Origin of the sequence: Oceanobacillus phoenicis (genome assembly GCF_047238145.1) — a bacterium.
Classification (GTDB): Bacteria; Bacillota; Bacilli; order Bacillales; family Amphibacillaceae; genus Oceanobacillus.
Genome location: NZ_JBDFME010000001.1, coordinates 1,870,188 through 1,894,313, shown reverse-complemented (window position 1 = coordinate 1,894,313; position 24,126 = coordinate 1,870,188). Strand labels below are relative to the sequence as shown.

Annotated in this window: 27 protein-coding genes and 1 riboswitch; of the genes, 6 read left to right on the top strand and 21 right to left on the bottom strand. The window is 33.8% G+C overall.

Annotation, left to right across the window (positions count from 1 at the left end):
* Positions 1–83: 83 nt before the first annotated feature.
* The 8 genes from ABC346_RS09425 to ABC346_RS09390 form a co-directional block, all read right to left on the bottom strand.
* Positions 84–569: a VanZ family protein gene (locus ABC346_RS09425; RefSeq protein WP_413234614.1), complete on the bottom strand. Its 486-nt coding sequence runs from the start codon at positions 567–569 to the stop codon at positions 84–86.
* 138 nt (positions 570–707) lie between these two features.
* Positions 708–1,031, bottom strand: coding sequence for a helix-turn-helix domain-containing protein (locus tag ABC346_RS09420; RefSeq protein ID WP_413234613.1), 324 nt, complete (start codon positions 1,029–1,031; stop codon positions 708–710).
* 78 nt (positions 1,032–1,109) lie between these two features.
* Positions 1,110–1,238, bottom strand: coding sequence for an anti-repressor SinI family protein (locus ABC346_RS09415; RefSeq protein WP_413234612.1), 129 nt, complete (start codon positions 1,236–1,238; stop codon positions 1,110–1,112).
* 22 nt (positions 1,239–1,260) lie between these two features.
* Positions 1,261–1,345, bottom strand: a riboswitch (cyclic di-GMP riboswitch).
* A 115-nt stretch (positions 1,346–1,460) separates the two neighbouring features.
* Entirely contained in the window at positions 1,461–2,120 is a 660-nt protein-coding gene (locus ABC346_RS09410; RefSeq protein WP_413234611.1) for a hypothetical protein, read from the bottom strand.
* 31 nt (positions 2,121–2,151) lie between these two features.
* A complete protein-coding gene (gene sipW / locus ABC346_RS09405; RefSeq protein ID WP_413234610.1) occupies positions 2,152–2,745 on the bottom strand; it encodes a signal peptidase I SipW in 594 nt (197 codons plus the stop codon).
* The gene (gene tapA, locus ABC346_RS09400) at positions 2,742–3,533 is read right to left on the bottom strand and encodes an amyloid fiber anchoring/assembly protein TapA (protein ID WP_413236539.1); all 792 of its coding nucleotides are present in this window, start codon (positions 3,531–3,533) and stop codon (positions 2,742–2,744) included. The genes sipW and tapA overlap by 4 nt, the downstream gene beginning before the upstream one ends.
* 375 nt (positions 3,534–3,908) lie before the next feature.
* Positions 3,909–4,469, bottom strand: coding sequence for a TasA family protein (locus ABC346_RS09395; RefSeq protein ID WP_413234609.1), 561 nt, complete (start codon positions 4,467–4,469; stop codon positions 3,909–3,911).
* Between the two features lie 59 nt (positions 4,470–4,528).
* Complete coding sequence (locus ABC346_RS09390) at positions 4,529–5,119, bottom strand: TasA family protein (protein ID WP_413234608.1); 591 nt, start codon at positions 5,117–5,119, stop codon at positions 4,529–4,531.
* 526 nt (positions 5,120–5,645) lie between these two features.
* Here ABC346_RS09390 and ABC346_RS09385 point away from each other — a divergent pair.
* Both ABC346_RS09385 and ABC346_RS09380 read left to right on the top strand, forming a co-directional pair.
* The gene (locus tag ABC346_RS09385; protein WP_413234607.1) at positions 5,646–6,608 is read left to right on the top strand and encodes an LCP family glycopolymer transferase; all 963 of its coding nucleotides are present in this window, start codon (positions 5,646–5,648) and stop codon (positions 6,606–6,608) included.
* Positions 6,609–6,738: 130 nt separating this feature from the next.
* Positions 6,739–8,751 carry a penicillin-binding transpeptidase domain-containing protein gene (locus tag ABC346_RS09380; RefSeq protein ID WP_413234606.1) on the top strand — a complete coding sequence of 671 codons (2,013 nt, stop codon included), beginning with the start codon at positions 6,739–6,741 and terminating at the stop codon, positions 8,749–8,751.
* Between the two features lie 40 nt (positions 8,752–8,791).
* Here ABC346_RS09380 and ABC346_RS09375 read toward each other — a convergent pair whose 3' ends face one another.
* From ABC346_RS09375 to ABC346_RS09340, 8 genes are all read right to left on the bottom strand, one after another.
* Positions 8,792–9,235, bottom strand: coding sequence for an IDEAL domain-containing protein (locus tag ABC346_RS09375; RefSeq protein ID WP_413234605.1), 444 nt, complete (start codon positions 9,233–9,235; stop codon positions 8,792–8,794).
* 147 nt (positions 9,236–9,382) lie between these two features.
* Positions 9,383–9,742, bottom strand: a complete 360-nt coding sequence (locus ABC346_RS09370; protein WP_413234604.1) for a DUF779 domain-containing protein — start codon at positions 9,740–9,742, stop codon at positions 9,383–9,385.
* Between the two features lie 14 nt (positions 9,743–9,756).
* Positions 9,757–11,277: an acetaldehyde dehydrogenase ExaC gene (gene exaC / locus ABC346_RS09365; RefSeq protein ID WP_413234603.1), complete on the bottom strand. Its 1,521-nt coding sequence runs from the start codon at positions 11,275–11,277 to the stop codon at positions 9,757–9,759.
* Positions 11,278–11,558: 281 nt separating this feature from the next.
* A complete protein-coding gene (locus ABC346_RS09360; RefSeq protein ID WP_413234602.1) occupies positions 11,559–11,744 on the bottom strand; it encodes a cold-shock protein in 186 nt (61 codons plus the stop codon).
* 458 nt (positions 11,745–12,202) lie between these two features.
* Positions 12,203–12,940 (bottom strand): Cof-type HAD-IIB family hydrolase, encoded by a 738-nt coding sequence (locus ABC346_RS09355; RefSeq protein WP_413234601.1) that lies wholly within the window; start codon positions 12,938–12,940, stop codon positions 12,203–12,205.
* Between the two features lie 81 nt (positions 12,941–13,021).
* Positions 13,022–13,528, bottom strand: a complete 507-nt coding sequence (locus ABC346_RS09350) for an SdpI family protein (RefSeq protein WP_413234600.1) — start codon at positions 13,526–13,528, stop codon at positions 13,022–13,024.
* A gap of 34 nt (positions 13,529–13,562) precedes the next feature.
* On the bottom strand, positions 13,563–13,898 hold the full coding sequence (locus ABC346_RS09345) for a hypothetical protein (RefSeq protein ID WP_413234599.1): 336 nt from the start codon (positions 13,896–13,898) through the stop codon (positions 13,563–13,565).
* Positions 13,899–14,044: 146 nt separating this feature from the next.
* Positions 14,045–14,665 carry a pyroglutamyl-peptidase I gene (locus ABC346_RS09340; RefSeq protein WP_413234598.1) on the bottom strand — a complete coding sequence of 207 codons (621 nt, stop codon included), beginning with the start codon at positions 14,663–14,665 and terminating at the stop codon, positions 14,045–14,047.
* Positions 14,666–14,848: 183 nt separating this feature from the next.
* On the opposite strand from ABC346_RS09340, the gene ABC346_RS09335 reads away from it, so the two are divergent.
* On the top strand, positions 14,849–16,510 hold the full coding sequence (locus ABC346_RS09335; RefSeq protein WP_413234597.1) for an SLC13 family permease: 1,662 nt from the start codon (positions 14,849–14,851) through the stop codon (positions 16,508–16,510).
* Positions 16,511–16,543: 33 nt separating this feature from the next.
* Here the strand turns inward: ABC346_RS09335 and ABC346_RS09330 are convergent, their stop codons facing one another.
* The 5 genes from ABC346_RS09330 to motA form a co-directional block, all read right to left on the bottom strand.
* A complete protein-coding gene (locus tag ABC346_RS09330; protein WP_413234596.1) occupies positions 16,544–17,767 on the bottom strand; it encodes an MFS transporter in 1,224 nt (407 codons plus the stop codon).
* A gap of 366 nt (positions 17,768–18,133) precedes the next feature.
* On the bottom strand, positions 18,134–18,601 hold the full coding sequence (locus ABC346_RS09325) for a chemotaxis protein CheW (protein ID WP_413234595.1): 468 nt from the start codon (positions 18,599–18,601) through the stop codon (positions 18,134–18,136).
* Positions 18,602–18,612: 11 nt separating this feature from the next.
* Positions 18,613–20,661 (bottom strand): chemotaxis protein CheA, encoded by a 2,049-nt coding sequence (locus ABC346_RS09320; RefSeq protein ID WP_413234594.1) that lies wholly within the window; start codon positions 20,659–20,661, stop codon positions 18,613–18,615.
* A gap of 281 nt (positions 20,662–20,942) precedes the next feature.
* Positions 20,943–21,725 carry a flagellar motor protein MotB gene (gene motB / locus ABC346_RS09315; protein ID WP_413234593.1) on the bottom strand — a complete coding sequence of 261 codons (783 nt, stop codon included), beginning with the start codon at positions 21,723–21,725 and terminating at the stop codon, positions 20,943–20,945.
* On the bottom strand, positions 21,718–22,503 hold the full coding sequence (motA, locus tag ABC346_RS09310) for a flagellar motor stator protein MotA (protein ID WP_413234592.1): 786 nt from the start codon (positions 22,501–22,503) through the stop codon (positions 21,718–21,720). Before motA ends, motB begins: the two co-directional genes overlap by 8 nt.
* A 499-nt stretch (positions 22,504–23,002) precedes the next feature.
* On the opposite strand from motA, the gene ABC346_RS09305 reads away from it, so the two are divergent.
* From ABC346_RS09305 to ABC346_RS09295, 3 genes are read left to right on the top strand one after another with little or no spacing between them, the layout of a single operon-like run.
* Entirely contained in the window at positions 23,003–23,623 is a 621-nt protein-coding gene (locus tag ABC346_RS09305; protein ID WP_413234591.1) for a sigma-70 family RNA polymerase sigma factor, read from the top strand.
* Entirely contained in the window at positions 23,623–23,796 is a 174-nt protein-coding gene (locus ABC346_RS09300; protein ID WP_413234590.1) for a YvrJ family protein, read from the top strand. The genes ABC346_RS09305 and ABC346_RS09300 overlap by 1 nt, the downstream gene beginning before the upstream one ends.
* A complete protein-coding gene (locus ABC346_RS09295) occupies positions 23,793–24,059 on the top strand; it encodes a helix-turn-helix domain-containing protein (RefSeq protein WP_413234589.1) in 267 nt (88 codons plus the stop codon). Before ABC346_RS09300 ends, ABC346_RS09295 begins: the two co-directional genes overlap by 4 nt.
* The last annotated feature ends 67 nt before the right edge of the window (positions 24,060–24,126 follow it).

Genomic DNA, 24,126 nt, shown 5'->3' with positions numbered 1-24,126 from the left:
CCATTAATCATGTAGTCGGATTTTGTCTTACAATGAAATTTATTGTAGCTAATCGTAATTTTATACAATTTTTTCAAACATGTCTATACTTTTTTTGTAATCTGAAAAATCATTGCAATTGCAATTAATGCTAGACTTCCTCCAAATATATCTAGGATTACATCTCCGACATATGGGGTTCTATTTGGAGTAATCCCCTGATGAAGCTCATCAATAACTGCATAGAGGGCAGTGAGAATAATAGACCAAATATATATTTTACTTTTTTTCCATTGCGTGTTCTTTATAATAGATATGAAAAATAAACATGTTAGAACAAAAAATACGCCAACATGAGCACCTTTTCTTATAAAGAACTCTATAAAACCTTCTACTCCTAAAGATTTAATACTTATAATAGAAGAATGATACGTAAACTCAATCCATGATAAGTACGGGGTTAAAAATTGTATGTCTAACCCACTTAATAAAGGTTTTACATCTTGGTTCTCATACGGAGTGGCAGATGAAGTGAAAATTAACATCATCCACATAATCGGTAACAGCCAATATAATAATCTTAAACGCATTACAAATACTTCCTTTTAGATAAACTTCTACAGAAATATTACTCGTATCTAGTATATACATTTTCAATATAATTGCCACATCATATGTACTTCATATCTAAAAAATCATTAGCCTGTTAAGATTATAAGCTTAACAAACTAATGATTATTTTTTTGACGCCATTTATTAAATTCAAGGTATTCTTTAAATTGCTCTTTTGATACCCCCGATTTCATTGCTTCTTGAACTATTTGCATCCACTCTTCATCAAGGTCAATTTCAACTTTATCTTCTAAGATTATTTCATTTACAGTAACCCCTAACACATTACTTATTTTTTCAATAAATTGAATGGAAGGGTTAGATTGAAGGTTACGCTCAATCGAACTTAAATATGATTTAGCGACTCCCGCTCTTTCAGCTAATTCAGATATAGACATTCTTCTTTCTTGGCGTAGTTTTTTTATCTTTTCGCCGATCAAGCTTATCACCTACTTTCACTGCAAATTATAACATAATTGCAGCGAATAGTTCTATATTGCGTAAGTTATTCACACAAATTACACCTTATGACCCGTAATCATTATGAATTGTCTGATTTCTTCGATTGTTAGTCCTAATTCTTTCGCTTGTTTAATTAAACGTACCCACTCTTGATCAACCTTAACAGAATGTAATGTTTTATCCACGATTTAGTCCCCTACCTTACATCCAGATAGTCCAGCCATCTTAGTAAAATCACCTTAGATCTGTGACTTTGCGTCCCTACTTTTCAGTAGGTTTGCCTTTTTCTGAGGATTTCGTTTGATTATAAGACTATCATACTATAATATCTTGCTTGTTTGTTTGACTTGTTTTGTCAGATAAACACTAGTTTTGCAAGGAGTAATCATATCTTTTAGCAAATGGATTCATTTGGGAATAGACTTGTATTTTTGCCAAATCATAATAAGCAATCCAACAAATACAACCAAAAGTCCTAAAAGTAGTATTGAAAATATGGAAGTAGCCGTGTTAGGCAGTAATTGATTACTTGAATTTCCGTTATTATTATCAACCAAACCCGAAACTTCAGCCACATCATTGTCTTTACTTCCTTGAGTGGTATCGCCTTCTGCATAGAAGATAAAAGAAAAAGAGCTAGATACACCTTGAAATTCATTACCTAAATGTTCTGGGAAGGTAACTGTTATATGCAAATCTTCATGATTTCCAGCATCTAAATATCTAGAAGGTATAGAAGAAAACTCAGAAATCTTTCCATCAAATAACTTGTTCTGATCATCATCCTCAATTAATAATAAAAGCTCTTTGAATAATTTATCATCACCATTATTTTCAACAGACATTTGATATTCAAATTCGCTTCTCCCCGAGTTATTGATAGTTAGCGTCCTTGGTGCCCAGTCACCAGGTTTCATATTCTCAATTTTAAATAGGAAATCGTCAGGTGTAATGGATAATTCTATTTCATTCGCATCTGAATTATCAGTATCAGCAAATGAATAATAAGGAAAGATTAGTGATACAATAATCCCAAAACAAACAATAAGCAGTAAACTTTTCTTCATTTCTTCACCTCCACTCTATATACTCAAACAATCATGTGGCGATTTGTTTATCTTCTTTTTCATCGTGTAATGCTTTCTGATGTTTTTCTAATTCACGTAATCCCTGCCAAATGGTGATAACAGCATATCCCAAAAGCAAAACACCTGGTATTAACAACAGAAAAGCTCCGTTTTGTGTTTGTGCAAAGCTTACGAGGTATCCTAAATACGGTATTGTAAACCCTGTATATTCAGCGGTAACATTTTCTGCAAATACAGGATTAACATCAGCTGCATTATTATTATCCCCTTTTGTTTGGTACATGATATGCTCTCCATTGTTTAACACTTCTGTAACTCGGTGGGTAACAAGTTTCGAATCCTCTTCCATAAATGTGATGACATCACCTTCTTGAAAACGAGTCATATCTCCACTAGTCTCTACAGCAATGACAGATCCTGTTTGAATACCTGGCTCCATGGAACCAGATAATACAGTTTTAAATTGATAACCAAATAATTCTGGTTCTCCGCCACTCGCTTTCGTTGTTATAACGATAGTTGCCATTGTAATTAATCCCAAAAAAAGGACAAATGAAATTAAATTACTTCCCCATTTAAGTAGTCTTTTTTTTGTTATCTTCATTGATCATTCTCCTCGCCTTCACCTGTTTTTTCAGCTTCTGATTGTTCTACTTCTTCATCATCTTCTGTATTCGTTTCAGGTACAGTCTCTATATCTTCCGTTTCTGCTTGATCATTTTTATCTGATGTTTCTTGTGATTTCTCTTCTTTTGTCTCTGTGTTATCTGTTTGATTCTTCGAGTTCTGTTCCACATTCTTATTCTCTTTGCTACCGTTCTCTACCTTCTCTTCTTGTTGATTTTCATTCACCGCTGTATCTTCTTTTTCTTGCTTAACTTGATTAGATTTACACTTAATTACAATCTTCTTACTCCATTCATCATGTTGTTTTCCATCATTTTTAAATTCAGGGTGTTGGAGTACTCGAAATTGATAAGAACCATTTTGGGTAACATCAAATTTTAAAGTTGTTTGTTTTCCAGATTTAAGTGGTGCTAACTCTTTTGTACTTATTTTTTCCCCTTTTTTTGGATCTCCGTTTTTACTAAAATAAATTTCATAAGTAGTTGATTGTTTCATATCTTTTCCAATATTTTTTATCTGCGCTTGAATGGTTTGCATGTTACATCCAGTGCTAGGATCCGTACCTTTTTCAGTGAATATAAGTTCACTTCCATCCCACCAAACCCCCGCTTGCACATATCCATCTTGATTCCTCTCTGAAAAATACGAGGCTGTTCCAGTTGTAGTAATCATAGATAAACAGGCAATTGCTACATATAATATGGCAACTAATTTAAGGATAAGTATACTTTTCTTCTTTGATTTAAACTTACGGATTCGCTTCATACGCAAGTTAACCCCTCCCTGGTTAGCTATTACTTTGGTTTAATAATTATTAGTTGGTATGATTAGTAAACCAAAATATACTAACCAACAAATATGTAATAGAAATTGATGTATAAATCAATTTCATAATAGGATATTTCATGTGAAATTCGAGTTTCGCAGTATTGATTTTCAATACTGACGGACGCTTTCCGCAGGTACAGCTTCAGCTAACTTGAAAAGAAGAACACTTTTCAAGGGGATCTTCAACTCGCGCTATTCCTGCTGGAGTCGCCGTATTTCATTCCAATTAGAGATCCCTCATGATTATCCACTAGGAGTCTCAGCTTTTTTATACACACTGTTGGTTTATTACTTATCTAAATAAATACCTATTTACTCTTCTTCTTCCTGACTTGCATGGAAGATTAGATCGAATTTAAGTTCATCACCTTGAAACATATTTTGATCCCCACCATTGTCTTTAAACCAGAAATCAAGTTGCAATTTTGTTGTAGATTCTGACACTTGACCTTCTGTGAGAATCACATCTTTTAATTTACTAATCGCAATATAATCAGATAATAATTCACCTGAGTCTTTATTCGTTATTTTGACGAAAATATGATCTGCAAAGTCAGCTTTCTTATTATCTTTATTTTTATCTTTAATAGAATAAGTAGTAGTTAGTAGCACATCTTTAAACGTAAGTGATCCTGCATTATGGAGATTAATAAAATATGTTTCCTTATCCCCAGGTTTTATATCTTCTAAAGATAAATCAAGTTCGCCTGATTTTTCCGGAGTTTGTAATACTAAATCCAAGGTTCCAGAGACAAAGGAATTTTGCGTGGTTTCCGTATCACTAAAAAATGCAAACGTTCCACCACCTACAAATCCCATTCCAATCATTCCTGCAGCAACACCAATTAAAAGTTTTTGCTTGTATTGTTTCATTGCCAAACCTCCCTTATCTATAAATTAAAAGAGAAGGGAGGTCCAGCCTCCCTTAGATACTATTTTGCTTCCCCTTCAGTTTGGTGACCAGTAAAGGACCATGTTAGTTCTAGTGAATCACCTTGGAAGATATTTTGATCTTCACCATTATCAACAAACTTGAATTGAACTATTAAATCGTCAGAAGTCCCAACCGGAAGTCCTCTATCTCCAAGCCAAGGATAAAAGAGATGACGATCAACTACTTCTGGATCCATATTTTTTAATTCTGCTAAAGTTGTTTCAAAGATTGGAACATCTACTTTATCAATATTTGCAAGGAATGAAACTTCTATATGTTCACCGAAATCTTCGTTGCCATTATTACCATTTGCATCAACAACTTCATACTCTGTATCTAATAACACATTTTTAATATCTAATGAACCTTGATTTGATAAATTAAAAGTTCTTATCATGTAATCGCCTGGTTTTATATTCCCTACATTAATAATAGTTTCTGGCTGTGCACTAAGATCTAGAGTGCCAGCTGCAAATGTGTTATTCGTTGTTGCTGTATCACTAAAATATGCAAAAGTTCCTCCACCAATTAGTCCTAAACCTAATACTGCAGTTGCAACACCCATACCTAATTTTTTCTTTAATTTCATGTTTTTCTCCTCCAATTCATAAATTAAATTTCGCTGCATTCTTTATTCCTTTTACTACAATTGCTCCAATTTAAATAAGTCCTTTTTAACGGGTCCATGCTAACAAGGCCACAGCGATTTTCCCCCTCCCTATGTAATTTTACCTAATTCGTTCGCAATAAGATGTAATTAGTTCTTTATAAAGAACAATTAATATAAGTATATTTACTTTTCTTCATTAAGAAAAGGGGTAAATTCGGCTGTTCATTCTATATAAAGAACACTTATCTTTAATTTTCTCATATTTACTCGTTTTTATGTAGTTTATCATCCTTTTTATTCTTTATTAAGAACAATTTACTACCTTTGATTAGTACATCATTTGTTCAAAATAAAATAGCTAATATTAAAATAAATCAACTTTCCCTATAGACGCTTCCTTTTATTTCCGATATAATTTATGCAAGATTTGATATTTTTTTTGTTTAAATATCATATAAAAGTCTTAATTTGTCGAAATATACAATAAAGATAGTGGGGAATAATATTGGTTTCTAGAAGTCAGAGAAAACATCATAAAAAACGTAGGAAATGGCCGTTTTGGCTTGGTGGAATTGTATTAGTACTTTTTTTATTAATTGGTGGAATAATCTTTTTTGTATATAGTCAAGTTGGTGCTGTTGTCGACACAATGCACAGTCCATTAAATCGAGATAATGATCCTGACAGACAAAAAGAAATTAATCAATTATATAAAGAAAAAGACGCAGTTAATATTCTATTGTTGGGTGTTGATGAAAGAGATGGAGATTTAGGCAGATCAGACACTATGATACTTCTTTCCATTAATCCGAATACCGATAAAATGATAATGTTAAGTATACCACGTGATACTTATGTTAATATCCCAGGAAGAGGAATGGATAAAATTAATCATGCATATCCGTTTGGCATTGTAGATGGGGTCGGTGGGCCTGACTTATCTGTACAAACAGTGGAAGAAACTTTCAATCTATCCATTCATTCCTATGTCCGAGTTAATATGGAAGGTTTCCAACAAGGAATTGATGCTGTTGGTGGTGTAACAGTTAATAACGCTACAGCATTTAACAGTGGAGGATATAGTTTTCAAGAAGGACAAATTAATCTTAATGGTAAAGAAGCATTAGAATATATTCGGATGCGAAAACAAGATAGTCGTGGTGATTTAGGAAGAAATGATCGTCAACGTCAAGTCATCCAAGCTGCTATGAATGAAGCTGCCAGCTTCTCCAGTATTACAAAAGCAGGAGAAATCTTAGATATCTTAGGAAACAATGTACAAACAGATCTTGATATGGATAAATTACAAACACTATTAACAAATTACTCAGGAGCTCGTAAGAACATTGCTACAATGGAAATAGATGGACATGGTGAAACAATAAACGGCGTTTGGTATTATATCGTAAGTGATGAAGAGATAAATCGGATTAATTCTGAAATCACTGGACATATGGAGCAACAATAACATAAAAAGTCACCTGTTCAGCGAGCAGTGTGACTTTTTCTTTACTATTCATAAGAGTGAGATTGATTCATATACTTTCGATGAAAAAGTGCTATACTTAAAAACGAACAGATTTTATGGGGGTTTAATTATGTTTAAAAAATTATTACTGTTTGGAGTAATGGTCGTTTTATTAGCGGCTTGTTCTGATGATCAGGTTACTCCAAATGATAGGTTAGAAGATTTTACAAGTAAGATGCAAGAAGAAACGTATGAAGGCTTGTATGAATATTTAACACCCGAAGCTAAAGATACATATTCAGAGGAAGATTCAACGTTACGAACAGAAAAAATATATGAGGATTTAAATGTAACCGATTTATCATTCGAAGTTGAATCACTAAGTGAAGATGCTTTAGATATTGCCTTTGAAGAAAAATCAGCTTCTGTACCTTTTCATGTTTCAATGGAAACAATGGCTGGGCCGGTTGAATTTGATTATGAAGCAGATTTAAAACTCCTTGGTGAAGAAGATGAGGAAAATTGGTATATCGATTGGAATCCTGGTTTTATTTTTTCTGAATTAGCTGATGGCGGAGAGCTAGGGATTTCCTCAACTCCCCCTAAGCGCGGAGAGATATTAGATCGCAACAATATGCCATTAGCTATGAATGGTGAATTATATCAAATTGGGCTTGTTCCTGGAGAACTTGGGGAAAATGCAGAAGCTAATAAAGAGAACGTAGCTGATTTACTTGGAATGTCTGTTGAGAATATTAATGAAACTTTAAATGCCTCTTGGGTAACAGATGATGTGTTCGTTCCATTGGCAAGTATTATGACAGACAAAGAAGAACTTTTCCAAGATTTAATGGCTATTGATGGAGTGACTTATCAAGAAATCACTGGAAGAATCTATCCAGGTGAAGAAGCAAGTGCACATTTAGTTGGTTATATACGAAATGTAAATGCCGAGGACCTGGAAGAATTAGACCCGGGTGAATACAGTGCAAACGATAAAATAGGATCACGCGGTTTGGAAAGTCTATATGAAGAAAAATTGCGTGGTAAAAAAGGTACTACTATTTATGTGGAACAAGAAGATCAGGAAAATGTTGTAATAGCAGAAAAATCTGTAGAACATGGAGAGAATGTTCGACTGACAATCGATATCAATACGCAAGAGAAATTATTTGATCAATTTGACGGCAATCCTGGTAACGCTACAGCAATAAATCCTTCCACAGGGGAGACAATTGCCTTGGTAAGTAGTCCATCCTTTGATCCTAATGAAGCCTTATATGGAACTTCTGAAAATTTCTGGGGTGATTTGGAGGAAAACGAACTTAATCCTGTATTAAATCGATTTTCTGCGACATTCGCTCCTGGATCTGTGATTAAACCAGTAACTGCAGCTATAGGATTAAAGAATGGCTCTATAGCCTACGGTGATGGAATTGAGATTAATGGATTGACTTGGAGTAATGGAGAAAATTGGGGTGACTACGAAGTTACTCGTGTATCTACTTCTAATGGTCCAGTAGATATAGATGATGCACTAATTAGATCTGATAATATTTACTTTGCAATGAAAGCAGTAGAAATGGGGACAGATGCATATGTTGAGGGGCTTCAATCGTTTGGAATTGGTGAAGAATTCCCATTTGAATATCCTGTTCCTGATTCCACAATTTCCTCAAGCGGAGATCTAAGCGATGAAGTGTTACTAGCTAATTCAAGTTATGGTCAAGGTGAACTTGAAATGAGTGCTATTCATCTTGCATCTACGTATACTACGTTTCTTAACGAAGGTAATATGTTAAAACCAATCTTATTAACCGATGAAGAAAAAAGTCAAATATGGAAAGAAGACTTAATAACAGAAGAACAAGCAAATAATATAACAGACTCTCTTCGTAAAGTAGTAACAGAAGGTACAGGAAAAGCTGCTCAAGAAGCCGATTTCCCCATTTCAGGTAAAACAGGTACAGCTGAGCTTAAATTGACTAGTGAAGATAGTGGTGATGAAAATAGTTGGTTTGTTGGTTATCCAACTGAACAACAAGATATTTTACTGTCTTTAATGATAGAAGGTACTAAAAATCATGACAGACCAACTGCAGTAGAAGTTGCTACCGATGTCTTTATAAAGTTAAATGAATAACGATCTAAAAGAACTCCACCATTGTATGGTGGAGTTCTTTTTATAATAAACTTGATAATTTTATAAACATGTCATAATCATTTTGATCTAATGCTTTGTCAATCAATCGTTTAATATTATTTAGTTCTAATTCTTTTATAATACGATGGACCTCTTTTTGTTGATCAGTAATGGAAGTTGATGCTTCCGTTAAGTAATAGGATTCCGCAATTCCGTGTAACTGCTCTAAAAATTCAGGAATAGATATCAGTTGAGACATAGAAATAGTAATAATATCTTTTCCATTTTGGAAGGCAAAGACAGCATCCGTATTGACGATCCGCTTTGTTTTCCGGTCTATTCTAATCTCATTTGCCTCAACAGGAATGAATTGATACACTTTCTTATTCATCATCACCGAGAAATATTGATACGCCAAGATAATTCGGACAAACTTTTCTTCTGTCTTTACATAGTATGGCTTTAACATTTTGACTGTAACCACCTGTTCCACCTCCCAATAATATCTAACATCAATCTAAATTTTCAGTTAATTTATTTTACACGACTTTTAGTTGAATTTCAAGGGTATTTCTAACTAGCATTTTTTCTAGAAGTCGTCAAATTCATCTAGGAATTTGACGACTCTTGTCTATATTTGAAGTTCAGATTTTTCTTCTTCTGTAAAAACTCTAGATCTTGTTAAAAATCGTTTCCCTTCAGGTCCTTCTAGAGAAAACATCCCTCCCCTTCCATCTACTGCATCGATAATTAACTGTGTATGCTTCCAATATGCATATTGATCTCTGGAAATATAAAAAGGTGTATCACCTGGTAAGAACCCTAATAAAATATCCGATTCACCAGTCCGTAATTCGTCCTTTGGATAACACATTGGAGAACTTCCATCACAGCATCCTCCAGATTGATGAAACATTAATGGTCCATGTAAGTCCATCAGCTTTTTCATTAATTGTTCGGCTTCCTTCGTCGCGGTTACACGATCAACCATTATGCACACTCCTTCTAGAATAATCCAGTTGGTCCTTCACCATAACTAATCAGTAAATTTTTTGTTTGCTGGTAATGACCAAGCATCATGAGATGATTTTCTCGTCCAATTCCTGATTTTTTATATCCACCAAAAGCAGCGTGTGCAGGATACTGATGATAACAATTCGTCCAAACACGTCCAGCTTCAATACCTCTCCCAAATCTGTAAGCATTATTAATATCTCTTGTCCATATACCTGCACCTAAACCGTATAAAGTGTCGTTAGCAACTTCCATTGCTTCATCCTTATCTTTAAATGTAGTAACGGATAGAACTGGACCAAATATCTCTTCTTGGAAAATACGCATCTGATTATTGCCTTTAAATATAGTTGGTTCCACATAGTAGCCTGCAGCAAGTTCTCCTTCTAATTCATTCACATTTCCTCCGGTAAGAATCTCTGCTCCTTCTTGTTTTCCAATATCCAGATACGATTTAATTTTTTCCATTTGTTCTTGAGATGCTTGTGCTCCCATCATTGTATCCGTGTCTAATGGGTGTCCTATCTTTATCTGATTTACTCGCTCTATTGCTTTTTCCATAAATCGTTCATAAATGGATTCATGTACCAATGCGCGAGATGGACAAGTGCAAACTTCTCCTTGATTCAAGGCAAACATCACCATGCCTTCGATTGCTTTATCTACAAATGCGTCATCTTTATCCATTACATCTTCAAAGAAAATGTTTGGTGACTTGCCGCCTAATTCTAATGTTACAGGAATAATATTTTCAGAGGCGTATTGCATGATTAACCTTCCAGTAGTTGTTTCACCAGTAAATGCGATTTTTGAAATACGACTATTCGATGCTAATGGTTTACCTGCCTCTACACCAAATCCATTTACCACATTTACTACACCATCTGGGAGCAGATCCTTAATTAAATCCAGCAATACATGAATAGAAGCTGGTGTTTGTTCTGCTGGTTTTAGTACTACACAATTTCCTGCAGCGAGTGCAGGTGCTAATTTCCACGTTGCCATTAAGATAGGAAAATTCCATGGTATAATCTGCCCAACAACTCCTAATGGTTCATGAAAATGGTAAGCTACCGTGTCCTCATCGATTTGACTTAGAGTTCCTTCTTGTGCTCTTATGACACCTGCAAAATATCTAAAATGATCAACTGCTAAAGGAATATCTGCAGCGAGTGTTTCACGTACCGCTTTCCCGTTATCCCATGTTTCTGCAACTGCAAGTTTCTCTAAATTATCTTCTATTCTGTCTGCAATCTTATTTAATATTATAGCTCTTTCCGCAACAGATGTTTTTCCCCAAGAATCTTTAGCCGCATGAGCTGCATCTACTGCAGCATCAACATCTTCTTTTGTTGAACGTGCTATTTCACAGAACACTTCACCAGTTACAGGACTAACATTTTCGAAGTAATTTCCGTTTATTGGAGGTTGATATTTACCACCAATAAAATTATCATACCTTTTCTCAAAATTTACGATTGCATCTTGTGTATTTGGATTTGCGTACCTCAAAATAGTTTCCTCCTTTTAATGTAAGCGATTACATTTGCTTGGTGGTTATCTTGGTTGTTTTTCTAAAAAAAGTATATCAGATATCCACACACTTTTCCAATAATTCAATTTATTATCAATAAAGCGAAACTAACTAACATTTAATGGAGGGTTCTTTCTTCCCAATGGATGTAGATGCCACAAGACATGACCTAAAGACCCTTGGACAGTAAAAAAGAACCCTTCTTCAAAAGGATCCTTTGCTAATAAAATTATAAAGATGTGTGTACGTAATAGAGATACTACTTTTTCATTTCAGGAATTACACGAATTTCTTTTTCCATTGATGAACTACACAGCGGACATGTCGGTTCTTCCTCAAAACTAAACGATTCTCTCATCCAACCTTGACAATCCTCACTCGTACATGACCATACATTCGTTTCAACCTCTTGTACCGGTTCTTTCGGTCCTCTTGAAAAAGACATTATAGCATCTCCTTTCTTCTACATCTTCTATTATACGCTTTATTTTGCAGAAAGGTAAGGGCATTAATGAGAAGAATATTTAATTACTTACTTCTAAATACTATATTAATGCACGTAGTAGAAGGTATTTATAATAGTCTATGTGCAAATGGTAATAATATACATAACTAGATATAACTATCATTACTCTTATAACCCATTAATCTTATCGTTTCTTTCTTTTTACCAAATTCATTCTAATAATAGAGAAGTAGATAAATTAGTCTATATTGTTTATGAGTTATAAGAAATAGATACAATATTCCTACTAACTAAAATAATCCAGGTTCTTTTATAAGCTACATACTGACAACTGTTATTAACAAATAAAAAAAAGGATTCAGCTCTAACAATGAGACAAATCCCTTTTCCTTACTTATTTATTTTTTTATTACATCTTTTTATTCCAATCCATCTCGCTATAACGCATATTTTTCAATTGCTTTTCCTACACCATCTTCTTCATTTGTATCAGTTGAATAGTTAGCAACTTTCTTTATGGCTACCTGGGCATTTCCCATCGCCACTCCAACACCTGATTCTTGAATCATTTTAATATCATTTAAACTATCGCCCACTGCCATCACATTATCCATCGTAATCCCAATCTTTTCACATAAGAATTTTAATGCTTGTGCTTTACTAACACCTTTTGGATTTATCTCTATGTTGGTTGGTAATGAATTTGTTAATTCCAACTCTTCATAATGGGATAATTCCTTTATCATTTGATCCAATTTATTCTTATCCTCAGATGCGCATCCAAATTTCAACCATTGATGATCATACAAGTTATCTGGAGCATGCCCTCTAAAAACTTTTTCCGTTGAAATCATCCAACAATGCATATTCTTTTCTCTCGCAAGGATGTACATTTTTTCAACTGTTTCTGTTTTAAGTAAATGTTCTTGTAATAATTCTTTTTCTATCGTCCAAATCTGTCCCCCGTTTGCCGTAATGAGATAAGAAGTCAATCCTAATTCTTCTGCAACAGGAAAACACGTATCCCAACTTCTTCCAGTACTTAATATTACATCAATTCCTTGCTCTAAAGCAGTCTTAATTGCCTTTCTATTTCGCTCAGAGACTTCATGTTCCGGGGTTAATAATGTCCCGTCCATATCTAATGCAATTAGTTTCACTTGTTTATCTGACATTTATACAAACTCCTTTATACTTCAACTTAGTCTATATTCTAAGTATACGGTAATTGATAAATAGAATTCCAATACAATACATTAATCTAGTTTATGCTTACGAATTCTTATGAAGAAATAAATAATGTGTATAAGTAAGCCGCTCATTACTGCTCCTGTTAACCAAGGTGTCTCAGATACGGATTGTTCACGTTGCGCATCATTTATAACTTGCCATACAATCGAACCCATTAATAAAACTAAAAATAAACCTAATGTAGCTAACATTAATCTTCCTTCTTTATATACAGGTTTTGCATTTACCTCTGTTACTTTTAATGGATAATTGCTCATGTATGGTACTTTGCACAGAAAAGAAACAACAACAGCAAAGATAGTAGTAATTATTGGGAATATCCATATTCCACCTTTTGACATTGTTCTTGTAATCTCCCCGTTAAAATTATAATGCGCAGGAATCTGCTCTGGTAGAGAATTATATTGTAAAGTAACAAAAAGATATAGTAGCCCTAGTAACGTATAAGTTATGATATGTATTCTTTTTTCTAATCTTGTTGCAGGTACTTCTATAATAGGATTTGCTTTCATTTAATTCTCTCCTATAGCTCTGATAGTTTACTTACTAATCTAATTTATGTCTTCTCATTCGGAAAATAAAATAAATAAGATGGATGAATATAAAAATTAAAAGTATGTTAATCCACAAATTAGACATTTGATTATCTGGATTTATAGCATCATAAATTATATTTATAACCAATACAAAAAAGAAAATAACGATGAGCAAATTCATGGAGGCAATCATTAATCTTCCTTCTTTATACACCTCTTCAACATTTTCTTCTGTAACTTTTAATGGATAACTATACATATATGGAACCTTACACAGAAAAGAAATTGGTATGATGATGACAGTTAATATTATAGGTAGAATCCATACTTCTGTCTTAGATCCCATTCGTGTAATTTCTCCACTCATATTATAGTGACCTGGAATCTCATCAGGAAGTTTGGGATATTGAATATATATGTAGATAAATATGGCAATAAGTCCAAGATAAGTTAAAGATATGCATTATAACTTCCAATCTCGTCGGAGGAACTTTAATAATTGGATGAGTTTTCATCATCTAAACATCCAATACATATTTCTATTGCACGCTGAAGATCAGTTTGGGCAAAACTCGGGACATTACTTGTTAGTGCTAGCTTATGAGATGCAGGTATATGAATAAATCCTGAAGGGATATTTAACTTATTTTGCTGAATTTCATATAATGCACGGTACATAACATGATTACATAAATAAGCTCCTGCCGTATTTGATATTTTTGCTGGTATTCCATTATTTTCTAATTCTTTTACCATCATTTTAATCGGTAACGTACTAAAATAACCATCTGGCCCGTCATCTATGATTTTTTCTCCATTGGGTTTATACCCTTGATTATCTTTAGGACCGTCATTACAATTAATCGCAATTCTTTCTGGAGTTATTCGATTACGTCCAGCAGCTAATCCTAAAGATATTATCGCACTTGGCTGTACTTTATGTATAAGTTCCACTAAATGTTTTCCTGCTAAATGAAAATCTACAGGGATGACTTCGCCTATAATTTTCCACCCATTCAAACTTTCGTTATGTAAAACTTGAACAATCTCTTCGGTAGGATTAATTGGATTATCTAAAAATGGTTCAAATCCAGTTAATAATACTTTTCTCATGACATCGTTCCTCTCCCTATTTTCTATTATTCTACCAAAATTATGAATTAATTTCGACAATTTAAAGTATAATTATGACGGTAATTTGAACGGAACTAGGATGTAAACGTAATCAATTTTTGTTGTACGTTTTTTTATATGCATGTATAATTTGAATTAATCTGAAAAAATGGGGGAGTTTATATGTTCCAGGCAACGTGGTCTTGGATGTGGGAGAAGCATGATCAAGTGAAAGACCTATTCCGTTTATTTGTCAAACCAAGCGAAGTTATCGAAAAGAATAAAACAAATAGTAATACTTCATCTTCCAAAACTAATAATAGTAATAACGGGGATGATAGTGGAAACAAGCGTCAATATAACAAGGTACAATTAATCGGATTATTTCTAGGACCGACTGCATTTATATTAACACTCTTATTCTTTTCTCCAGAAGGATTGAGCAGTGAAGGCCAAGCAGTACTCGCAAGTACCATATGGATAGCGATTTGGTGGATGACAGAAGCGATCCCGATTCCAGCAACCGCATTATTACCTGTAATCCTTTTTCCACTCACAAATGGATTAGATATAGGTGCTACAACATCTGCATATGGAAGCGATACGATTTTCTTATTCATGGGAGGATTTGTCATTGCTCTTGCAATGGAACGTTGGAACTTACATAGAAGAATCGCGGTTAGTATTATATCCGTTATTGGAACTAATACCGATCGAATTATACTAGGATTTATGGTAGCAACGGGCTTTTTGTCCATGTTTATTTCAAATACAGCTACTGCAATGATGATGGTACCTATCGGATTAGCAATTATTTACCAAGTTTCTGATACACTTAAAGAACAAAAAGGCATGGATATTACTCCAGAGAATTTTGCTTTCGGCAAATCATTGATGCTTGGAATTGCCTACTCAGCTTCAATCGGTGGGATGGCTACATTAATTGGTACTCCACCAAATGTTATTTTTGCAGGTACAATTAATACGATGTATGGTATAGAGGTTTCTTTTGCTTCTTGGATGATATTCGGTGTGCCGTTTGCATGGGTATTTATATTCCTAACATGGTTCTACCTATCGAAAATAGCATTCAAAATGGAAGTTACCCAAATACCTGGTGGAGCTAAAATAATCAATGAAGAAAAGAAAAAGCTTGGAAATGCTTCATATGAAGAAAAAGCAGTATTTGTCGTATTTATCTTAGCTGCCATAGCATGGATTTCTCGTGAATTTTTATTAGGTCCTTATGTGAGCGAGAATATCAATGATGCAATTATCGCAATCACAGCTGCATTAGTTCTATTCTTAATACCTGCTAAGAATAAAAAAGGTGATTTTCTTATGAATTGGGAAAGTGCTATAAAACTTCCCTGGGGAATCCTCTTACTATTTGGTGGAGGTTTAGCTATTGCTGCCGGCTTCACGGCTTCGGGACTATCAGATTGGATTGGTCAACAACTTGCTGGCTTAGAAAATGTCGCTCCAATTATTATTATTTTATCTATTGCAGCGCTTGTAATCTTCTTAACAGAGATCACTTCTAATACAGCTACAGCTACAATGATGTTTCCAATTATGGCAGCATTAGCAGTTGCAGTTGATGTTCACCCGTTTATTCTAATGATCGCTGCAGGTTTAGCAGCATCTTGTGCATTTATGTTACCAGTTGCAACACCACCAAATGCAGTAGTATTTGGATCTGGATATTTACGAATTCCAGATATGGCAAAGGCTGGTTTCGCACTTAATATTCTTGGAATTATACTCGTAACATTAACTGTATATTTTCTTGTACCAATGGCTCTAGGTATAGATATAAATGAAATCCCTGCCTATATAGAATAAGTCATTAAAAAGGTGATCGAGGAATATTCTCGATCACCTTTTATACGCAGTTTCTTTATTTGATCGTTTTTTATCAACACGAAATTGCACGTATTGTTTCACAATAATATATACAAGAGGTAACATTAATGCTGTCGTTACAATACCGTTCCATCCATACATATTCCATAAAGGCCCTGCAGAACTTCCTAATGTAACTCCAATATAATAAGACACTAAGTATAAACTAGATGCACTTCCTTTATGATGCGCGGCTCTTTCTGTAACAGAAGCTGCAGTTAATGAATGGGTAGTAAAGAAACCTAAACATATAACACACAGCCCTATTACAATAACTGATACTGAAGTGCTAAATGTTAGTGCAGTTCCCAGACATAATACTATAATCCCGCCTATTTGAACATTGGATAATCCAAGTCTACTAGCTAACCATCCTGCAATTGGTGCGCCGATTATTCCTAATCCATAAGCGTAGAATGTGTTAGAAATCCCTTGTAGTGACATTGAAAAAGCAGCTGATTCAAGATGGAAAGGTAAAAATGTCCAAATGGAAGTAAAAGCATACTGCAGTACAACACCTAGTCCAAAAACGACAATCATTGATGGGTCCTTTAAATGATAGGCCATACCCTGTATATCTTTACCTATACTGACTTTACTAGGCTGGAAAAATTTGGACTTTGGTAATAATAGAGTCATAAGAATAAAAATGAAGACACCTAACCCTGCTAGTACATAAAATCCTATTTCCCATGAGAACTCAGCAGCTAGTGAACCTGTTAATACTCTCCCAACCATTCCTCCTAGTGCATTACTAGATATATAAAGAGCAGTTGCAATACTCGCACTTCGCCGATCTATTTCTTCACTAATATAAGCAAGTGCTGCAGCTGGTAAACCAGCAAGCAGAAACCCCTGTATAAAACGAAGCATTATAATTAATATAAAATTATCAACCATAGGTATTAATAAAAACGGAATAGCAGCACCTATTAAGGATAATTTAATAAATACGGTTCTACCAATTCGATCGGAAATAAAACCAAAAATAATTAATCCAATAATCAAACCGACAATATTCATAGAAATGGTTAATGTTGATTGAGACACGGATATTTGAAATTCCCGTACAAACACATTCGATAAAGGTTGTACGGCATAGAGACTAGCAAAAATAAAAAAGGAGCCTAGTGCTAAAGCAAATGATATTCTCCAAAAATATGCGTCCTTTACTCCATATTTATTGTCTTCCTTCATATGTATGACCTTCTTTGTATAAAAATTCGGTTACTTCCAATAATTACTATAACACATAAAGTGAGACTCATTCAGTAGAATTTTTCTCCCTTCTAAACTGAAATTAATGGAACAAAATTGGAATATTCGGGCAGTTTATCCTTACTTATCCTCCTTCTCTAAACCTCATTGATTTAAAATTACAGAATCTATTGTCCATTACACCATTACATGAGAGACAGTTTCTATCATATGAACGAATTCTAAAAGCTTATCTCTTCTACACATATGGACAAAATAAATGATTAATTTACATATTTCCTGGGAAATAAAAAAGCCTCTGACAGATTTTAAATCTATCTAGAAGCTAACTTGATATAAATTCAATTAATTTTCTTCTTCCAATACTTCTTTAAGTTCATTTGTTTCTTCAAAGTTAATAATTTGTTCCAATTGAAGAATTAATAATAAACGTTCATCAACTTTTGCTACTCCTTTTAAAAAGGTATTACGAACTTTTCCAACTAATTTTGGTGGCTCCTCTATCATTTCTTCCTCGATGTCAATTACTTCTGTAGCTGCATCCACTACCATTCCAATTTGCATTTCATTTACATGTACGACTAGTATTCTTGTATTATCTGTTTCTTCTAGCTTATTTAGTAGCAATCGTTCTCTTAGATCAATAACAGGAGTAGTTTCTCCTCGAAGTTTAGTCACACCTTTTATAAACTCAGATGTACGTGGAACTTCAGTTATTGTCTGCATTCTTTCAATTGATATAATTTGTTGAACATTTACTGCAAATATTTGCTCATGTAGTTTGAACAGTATATATTTCTTAGACTCTGCCATCTTGTTCCTCCTTACTTGACTAATGCATTGGGATCAATAATCAACGCTACTTCACCATCGCCTAAAATTGTTGCTCCTGAGATGGCAAAAACTTCACCCATGTAATTTCCTAATGATTTTAAAACAACTTCTTTTTGTCCGATGAACGCGTCAACGATAAGTCCCGTCAATTTTTCTCCTTTTTTTACAACTACAATTGAATAATCTTGTTGATCTTGTTTCTCTTCCATTGGTGGAACATTGAATATAGAAGCTAGCGAAACAATCGGAATGACCTTCCCTCTGAAATCCATTACTTCTTTTCCGTGTGCAAGCATTACCTTATTCTTTGGTAAGACAACTGTTTCTATGATTGAAGAAAGTGGTATTGCATATGTTTCTTTTTGAACAGAAACAAGTAAAGTAGCAATAATTGATAATGTTAAAGGTAATTGAATGGAAAATATACTACCTTCCCCAGCGCTCGTTTCAATGGAGACTTGACCTCCTAAAGATTCAATTTTGCTTTTTACGACATCTAGGCCTACTCCGCGTCCTGATATATCCGAAACTTTATCAGCAGTACTAAATCCAGATGACATTATAAATGCGGCTATTTGGTCATCGGTTAATAATTCTGCTTCTTGTTCGGTAATTAGTCCATTTTCAATTGCTTTAGACTGTACTTTATCTCTATTTATACCTGCTCCATCATCCTCTATTTCTATAAAAACATGATTCCCACTATGGAAAGCACGAAGAATAAGTTTACCTTCTTCCGATTTACCACGTTTTTTTCGTTCATCTGGTATTTCAATCCCGTGATCTACTGAATTACGAATTAGATGCACTAAAGGATCGCCGATTTCATCAATAACAGTGCGATCCAATTCCGTATCTGCACCGATTATTTCTAGTGATATTTGTTTATTTAAATCTTTGGATAGTCCACGAATCATACGTGGAAAACGATTAAATACTTGATCAATCGGAACCATCCGCATAGCTAAAATTAGAGACTGCATATCTGAAGAAACTCTACTCATATGCTCGACAGTTTCCTTTAAATCTATATCTTCTATCGTTTCTGATATTACTTCTAAACGGCTACGATCTATTACCACCTCTTCAAATAAATTTAGTAAATCATCGATTTTTTCTAAATTGACACGAATAGTACGAGATGATGAAGTTCTTTTTTCAGATCTGTTATTTTCTTTTAATTGTACTTCTTTCCTTGAAACAGCAGTTTGACTTTCTTCTATTTGATTATCTTGTTCTGTATTTGCCTTCTTACTGTCATTTGAACTCAACGTTTTTGAAAGAAGTTGTATATTTGTTTGTTTTACTTCGGATACTTTTTCAATAATCTCTTTAATCGTATCTATAGGATCGCCAGTCAGAAATATTAATTGAAATGATTGTCCAAAGTTTCCATCTTCAATCTCCTCGACTGTTGGTGAAGTTTGAATGATTTCACCATGATTATCTAAAGCCTCAAATACCATATAAGCTCTTGCACCCTTAAGAATACATTCTTCACTTAATTCCACTGTTATTTGAAATGGTTCGAATCCTTGTTCTTTCGCTTGTTTTAAAATAGTTAATTGAAATTCATCTAAATCCAACTTATCTACATCTAATGTCCTTACTAGTTCTTGTTGATCTTGCTTAATTATAGTTTCAGTTGCAGCAGCGACCTCACCTTTCTCAATTTGTTCTAAACGTGTTAACAGGCTAGTAACATCTTTTTTACCATCATTACCCTCACTAATAGACTGAACCATTTCTTCCAAATACTCTATTCCTATAATAATGCTATCTATTATCTCAGAATTAACAGTCAACTGATGATTACGGATTAAATCTAATACATTCTCCATTTTATGTGTTAAAGAAGCGATATCCTCGAAACCCATTGTAGCTGACATTCCTTTTAACGTATGGGCAGATCGAAATATTTCATTTACTATACTAATTTCTTCTGGTTCTTTTTCTAATTGTAAGATATTATCGTTAATTATTTGAAGGTGTTCTCTGCTTTCATCTAAAAACATATCTAAGTATTGCTCTGTCTCCATAGGTCATATATCCTTTCCTTTTTTTCATTCTTTTCTTTTTATATAATTATGTATTGAATTTATTAGAACTATTTCCCTACTATTTATATCGGCTGTTCTTTGGATATATAAAGTGAAATTAGTAGATAAAAGAAATGTATATAATAGAGAAAAAGAGGTCGGACAAACATTTTTAAAGAAAGCATGAAGGTAACAGTACTGGAGAGAAAGTGTTACGTTAGTACATTGTTCATCTTCTTTAGTTAAACTTTGTGTTATGTCCAAACCTCTTCAAAATATAACTATTTTTCTGGTACTTTAATGTCGTAATTAGGTAAAATTAATACTTCCACACGTCTGTTTTTTGCTCTGTTTTCAGCACTCGTATTCGGCACAATTGGATGAAATTCACCGTACCCTTTTGCACTAAATAAAGTAGGGTCTAACTCTTCGTTTTCTAATATTAACGTCATAAAATTAATCGCTCGTGAGACACTTAATTCCCAATTCGAATTAAATTCTTCTGTTTCAATCGGTACATCATCTGCATGTCCACTAATTACTACTTGATGTGGCGGCTCTGTATATAATAAAGCTGAAACATCATTTGCTATTTCTTTACTATTATCTTTTACTTCTGCACTTCCTGAGTCAAAAAATACTTCATTAACCAATGTTATCATTAGACCTTCATCCGTTAATTCCGTACCTAATTCTTCTGTCAGTTCATGATCTTTAATATAGTGATTAATTTGTGTTTGTAATGCTTGTAAATCTCTTAATTCACTTTCACTTGGATCTACTTCTTCTTCCTGTTCTTCCGTATCCTCATTTTCATCTTCTTCTGCCCCTTCTTCAACTGGAGGTGGGACAGGCACTTCTTGATGTTCAAGAACTCCGGAACCCGCGTTAGAAAATTCACTTCGAAATACACTAGCGAGTTGCTCGTATTTTTGTATATTAATATCACTCATTGCAAACAAAACGATAAATAAAGCAACTAGTAAAGTAAGCAGATCTGCATAAGGAAGCAACCAAGATTCATCCACATGTGATTGGCTTTTCTTCTTCCGTCTCCTACTCATCCGAATTCCCCTCTTTTAACGAAGCTACATCTTTGGATGTAAGTAAAGAACCAAGCTTTTCTTGTACGATCAATCGGGAATCTCCAGTGGTAATTGATAGAATTCCTTCAACAATAATCTCTTTTTGTAAAACTTCTCTTTTTGATTTCTCACGTAATTTATTCGCAAAAGGATGCCACAGAACATAACCAGTAAATATCCCTAATAAAGTCGCAATAAATGCAGCTGATATCGCAGAACCTAGTGCATCAATATCAGACATGTCTCCCAACGCAGCTATCAATCCGATAACTGCACCAAGAACTCCTAGTGTTGGAGCATATGTACCAGCTTGAGTAAATATAGCTGCTCCTTCTTCATGACGTTGTTCCATCGCCTCTATCTTTTCAAGCATAATATCTTTAATAAAATCTGGAGATTGTCCATCAATGGCAAGTTGTAAACCTGATGATAAAAATGGATCTTCAACTTCGCTAATTTGTTGTTCTAAAGACAATATCCCTTCTTTTCTTGTTTGATCCGCCCAATCGCTAAACATTTCTATTATCTCTTTTGTGTTTGCTTGTTTAGGTTCTGTAAATATAATCTTAAAGAGTGCCGGTATCTTCTTCAAAGTACTTCCAGGAAATGCAATCGTAACTGCCGCAACAGTTCCTAATAAAATAATTAAAATTGCTGCTGGGTTAATGAGAGCTTCCAATCCTACCCCTTTTAATACCATTCCGACGCCAACGGCAATGAGGCCTAATATTAATCCAATAATTGATGTCTTATCCATTGATATCCTCCTGTTAACAAAAGTTACTAATCTTTTTATCGGTAATTTTTATAACTTTTGTAGAAATAGAGATGCAATTTTTTTGCAATCCGATAAATTATTTCTAGATTTTTCTGTAGTATGTAAGATATACTCGTTACTTTTTTGTTAAACATGTATTATTGTTGAAATTTATTTGTTATAAAAAAACAAGACTAATAACCTAGTTCTTATGGCCGAAACAATGAAAATACTCTATTATACTTCCAATTATTTCTATAATATATTACAAGTTTTCTCCATAGTATTAACGATTTACGGTCATTATTGCCTAATTTATTTACTATTAGTTGATTTCCCTCAAAAAATAAGACCTAAATACCTATTATTCTTCTAGGTAAAATGCAATTAGAAAAAATTGTAAATATTCAATATAATATACAAAATTAACCATTTATTGGTTGTGAACAGATCATTTGTTTTGCCTTTATCACATTATAGAAGGGAGGAGAGAATAAGGATGAGTAATCAAGGAGTATCACCTGAAGAAATTCGTCACTTTCATTGTGCACAGAAATTTGTCAAAGATAATGAGCTAATTTTCCGTAATGCTTTGCTTCAGTCATTTATGCAGTCACAGGAACATTGGGCGTTATTAGAAGAATCTTTACATTGTCCGAGCTCTGATGCCACAAGATTGTTAGATAAAAAGTTTAAAGAACACTTCTCTGAAATATCACTAATTAGTCTTTTATCGAATGAAATTCGCAGGTTTGCTATCCGCTATGATCAACGATATCGTCGTAATACAAAGAGACAGATGCTCATTCTCGACCGACCACGATATCACGACTCCCAGGCAACCACTTGGATGGAATTAATTCCATCTAAAAAATCGTTGGAACAAGAAGCTTTTCAAACGGAAACACGTTTAGAAAATAGAGTTGAAAATCCTATTATTCATAAGGCAATAAACGAATTAACAGCAAGACAGAAATTCATTCTTGAAGCAGCGTATATTCATGAGTGTACAGACACAGAAATCGCTCAAATTGATGGCGTCTCACAACAAACAATTAGCAAAACAAGGAAAAAGGCATTGCAAAACATTTACTCGTTTTTGCAAAGGGAGGGAGAATGATGAGCGAAGTTTCAATCATGACCTATCTTATATCCTTGTTAGAAAATGTTGGATTCCCTGTAATGGTAACTTTATTCTTATTGATTCGTTATGAAGTTCGAATAAAGCAACTCGAAGATCATTCAAAAAACCTATCCGATCTTATTAAAGATTTAAGGAGGGATATGACATGACTAGACTCATTGAGCTAACAAAACGTGTTCAACTCGAAAATGACCTAGAGTCTCTAGAAACCATCCTTCATTTATTCGAACCAAAAATGAAACAATCACTTCTACAAACAAATTTTCAGGAACGCGAAGATTTATTACAAGAGTTACAAATTAAAACGATTGATATTATAAAGAACTATGATTGGACAAAAGGATATACCTTTTGGGAATATACCGAAAAACTCCAATCAGATTATTATTCAACGTTTCAAGAAGCTAACTAAATAGATTTCCAACACCATCTCATATGATGGGGTTGGTTACATAGAATTATCCACTTATTATCTAATA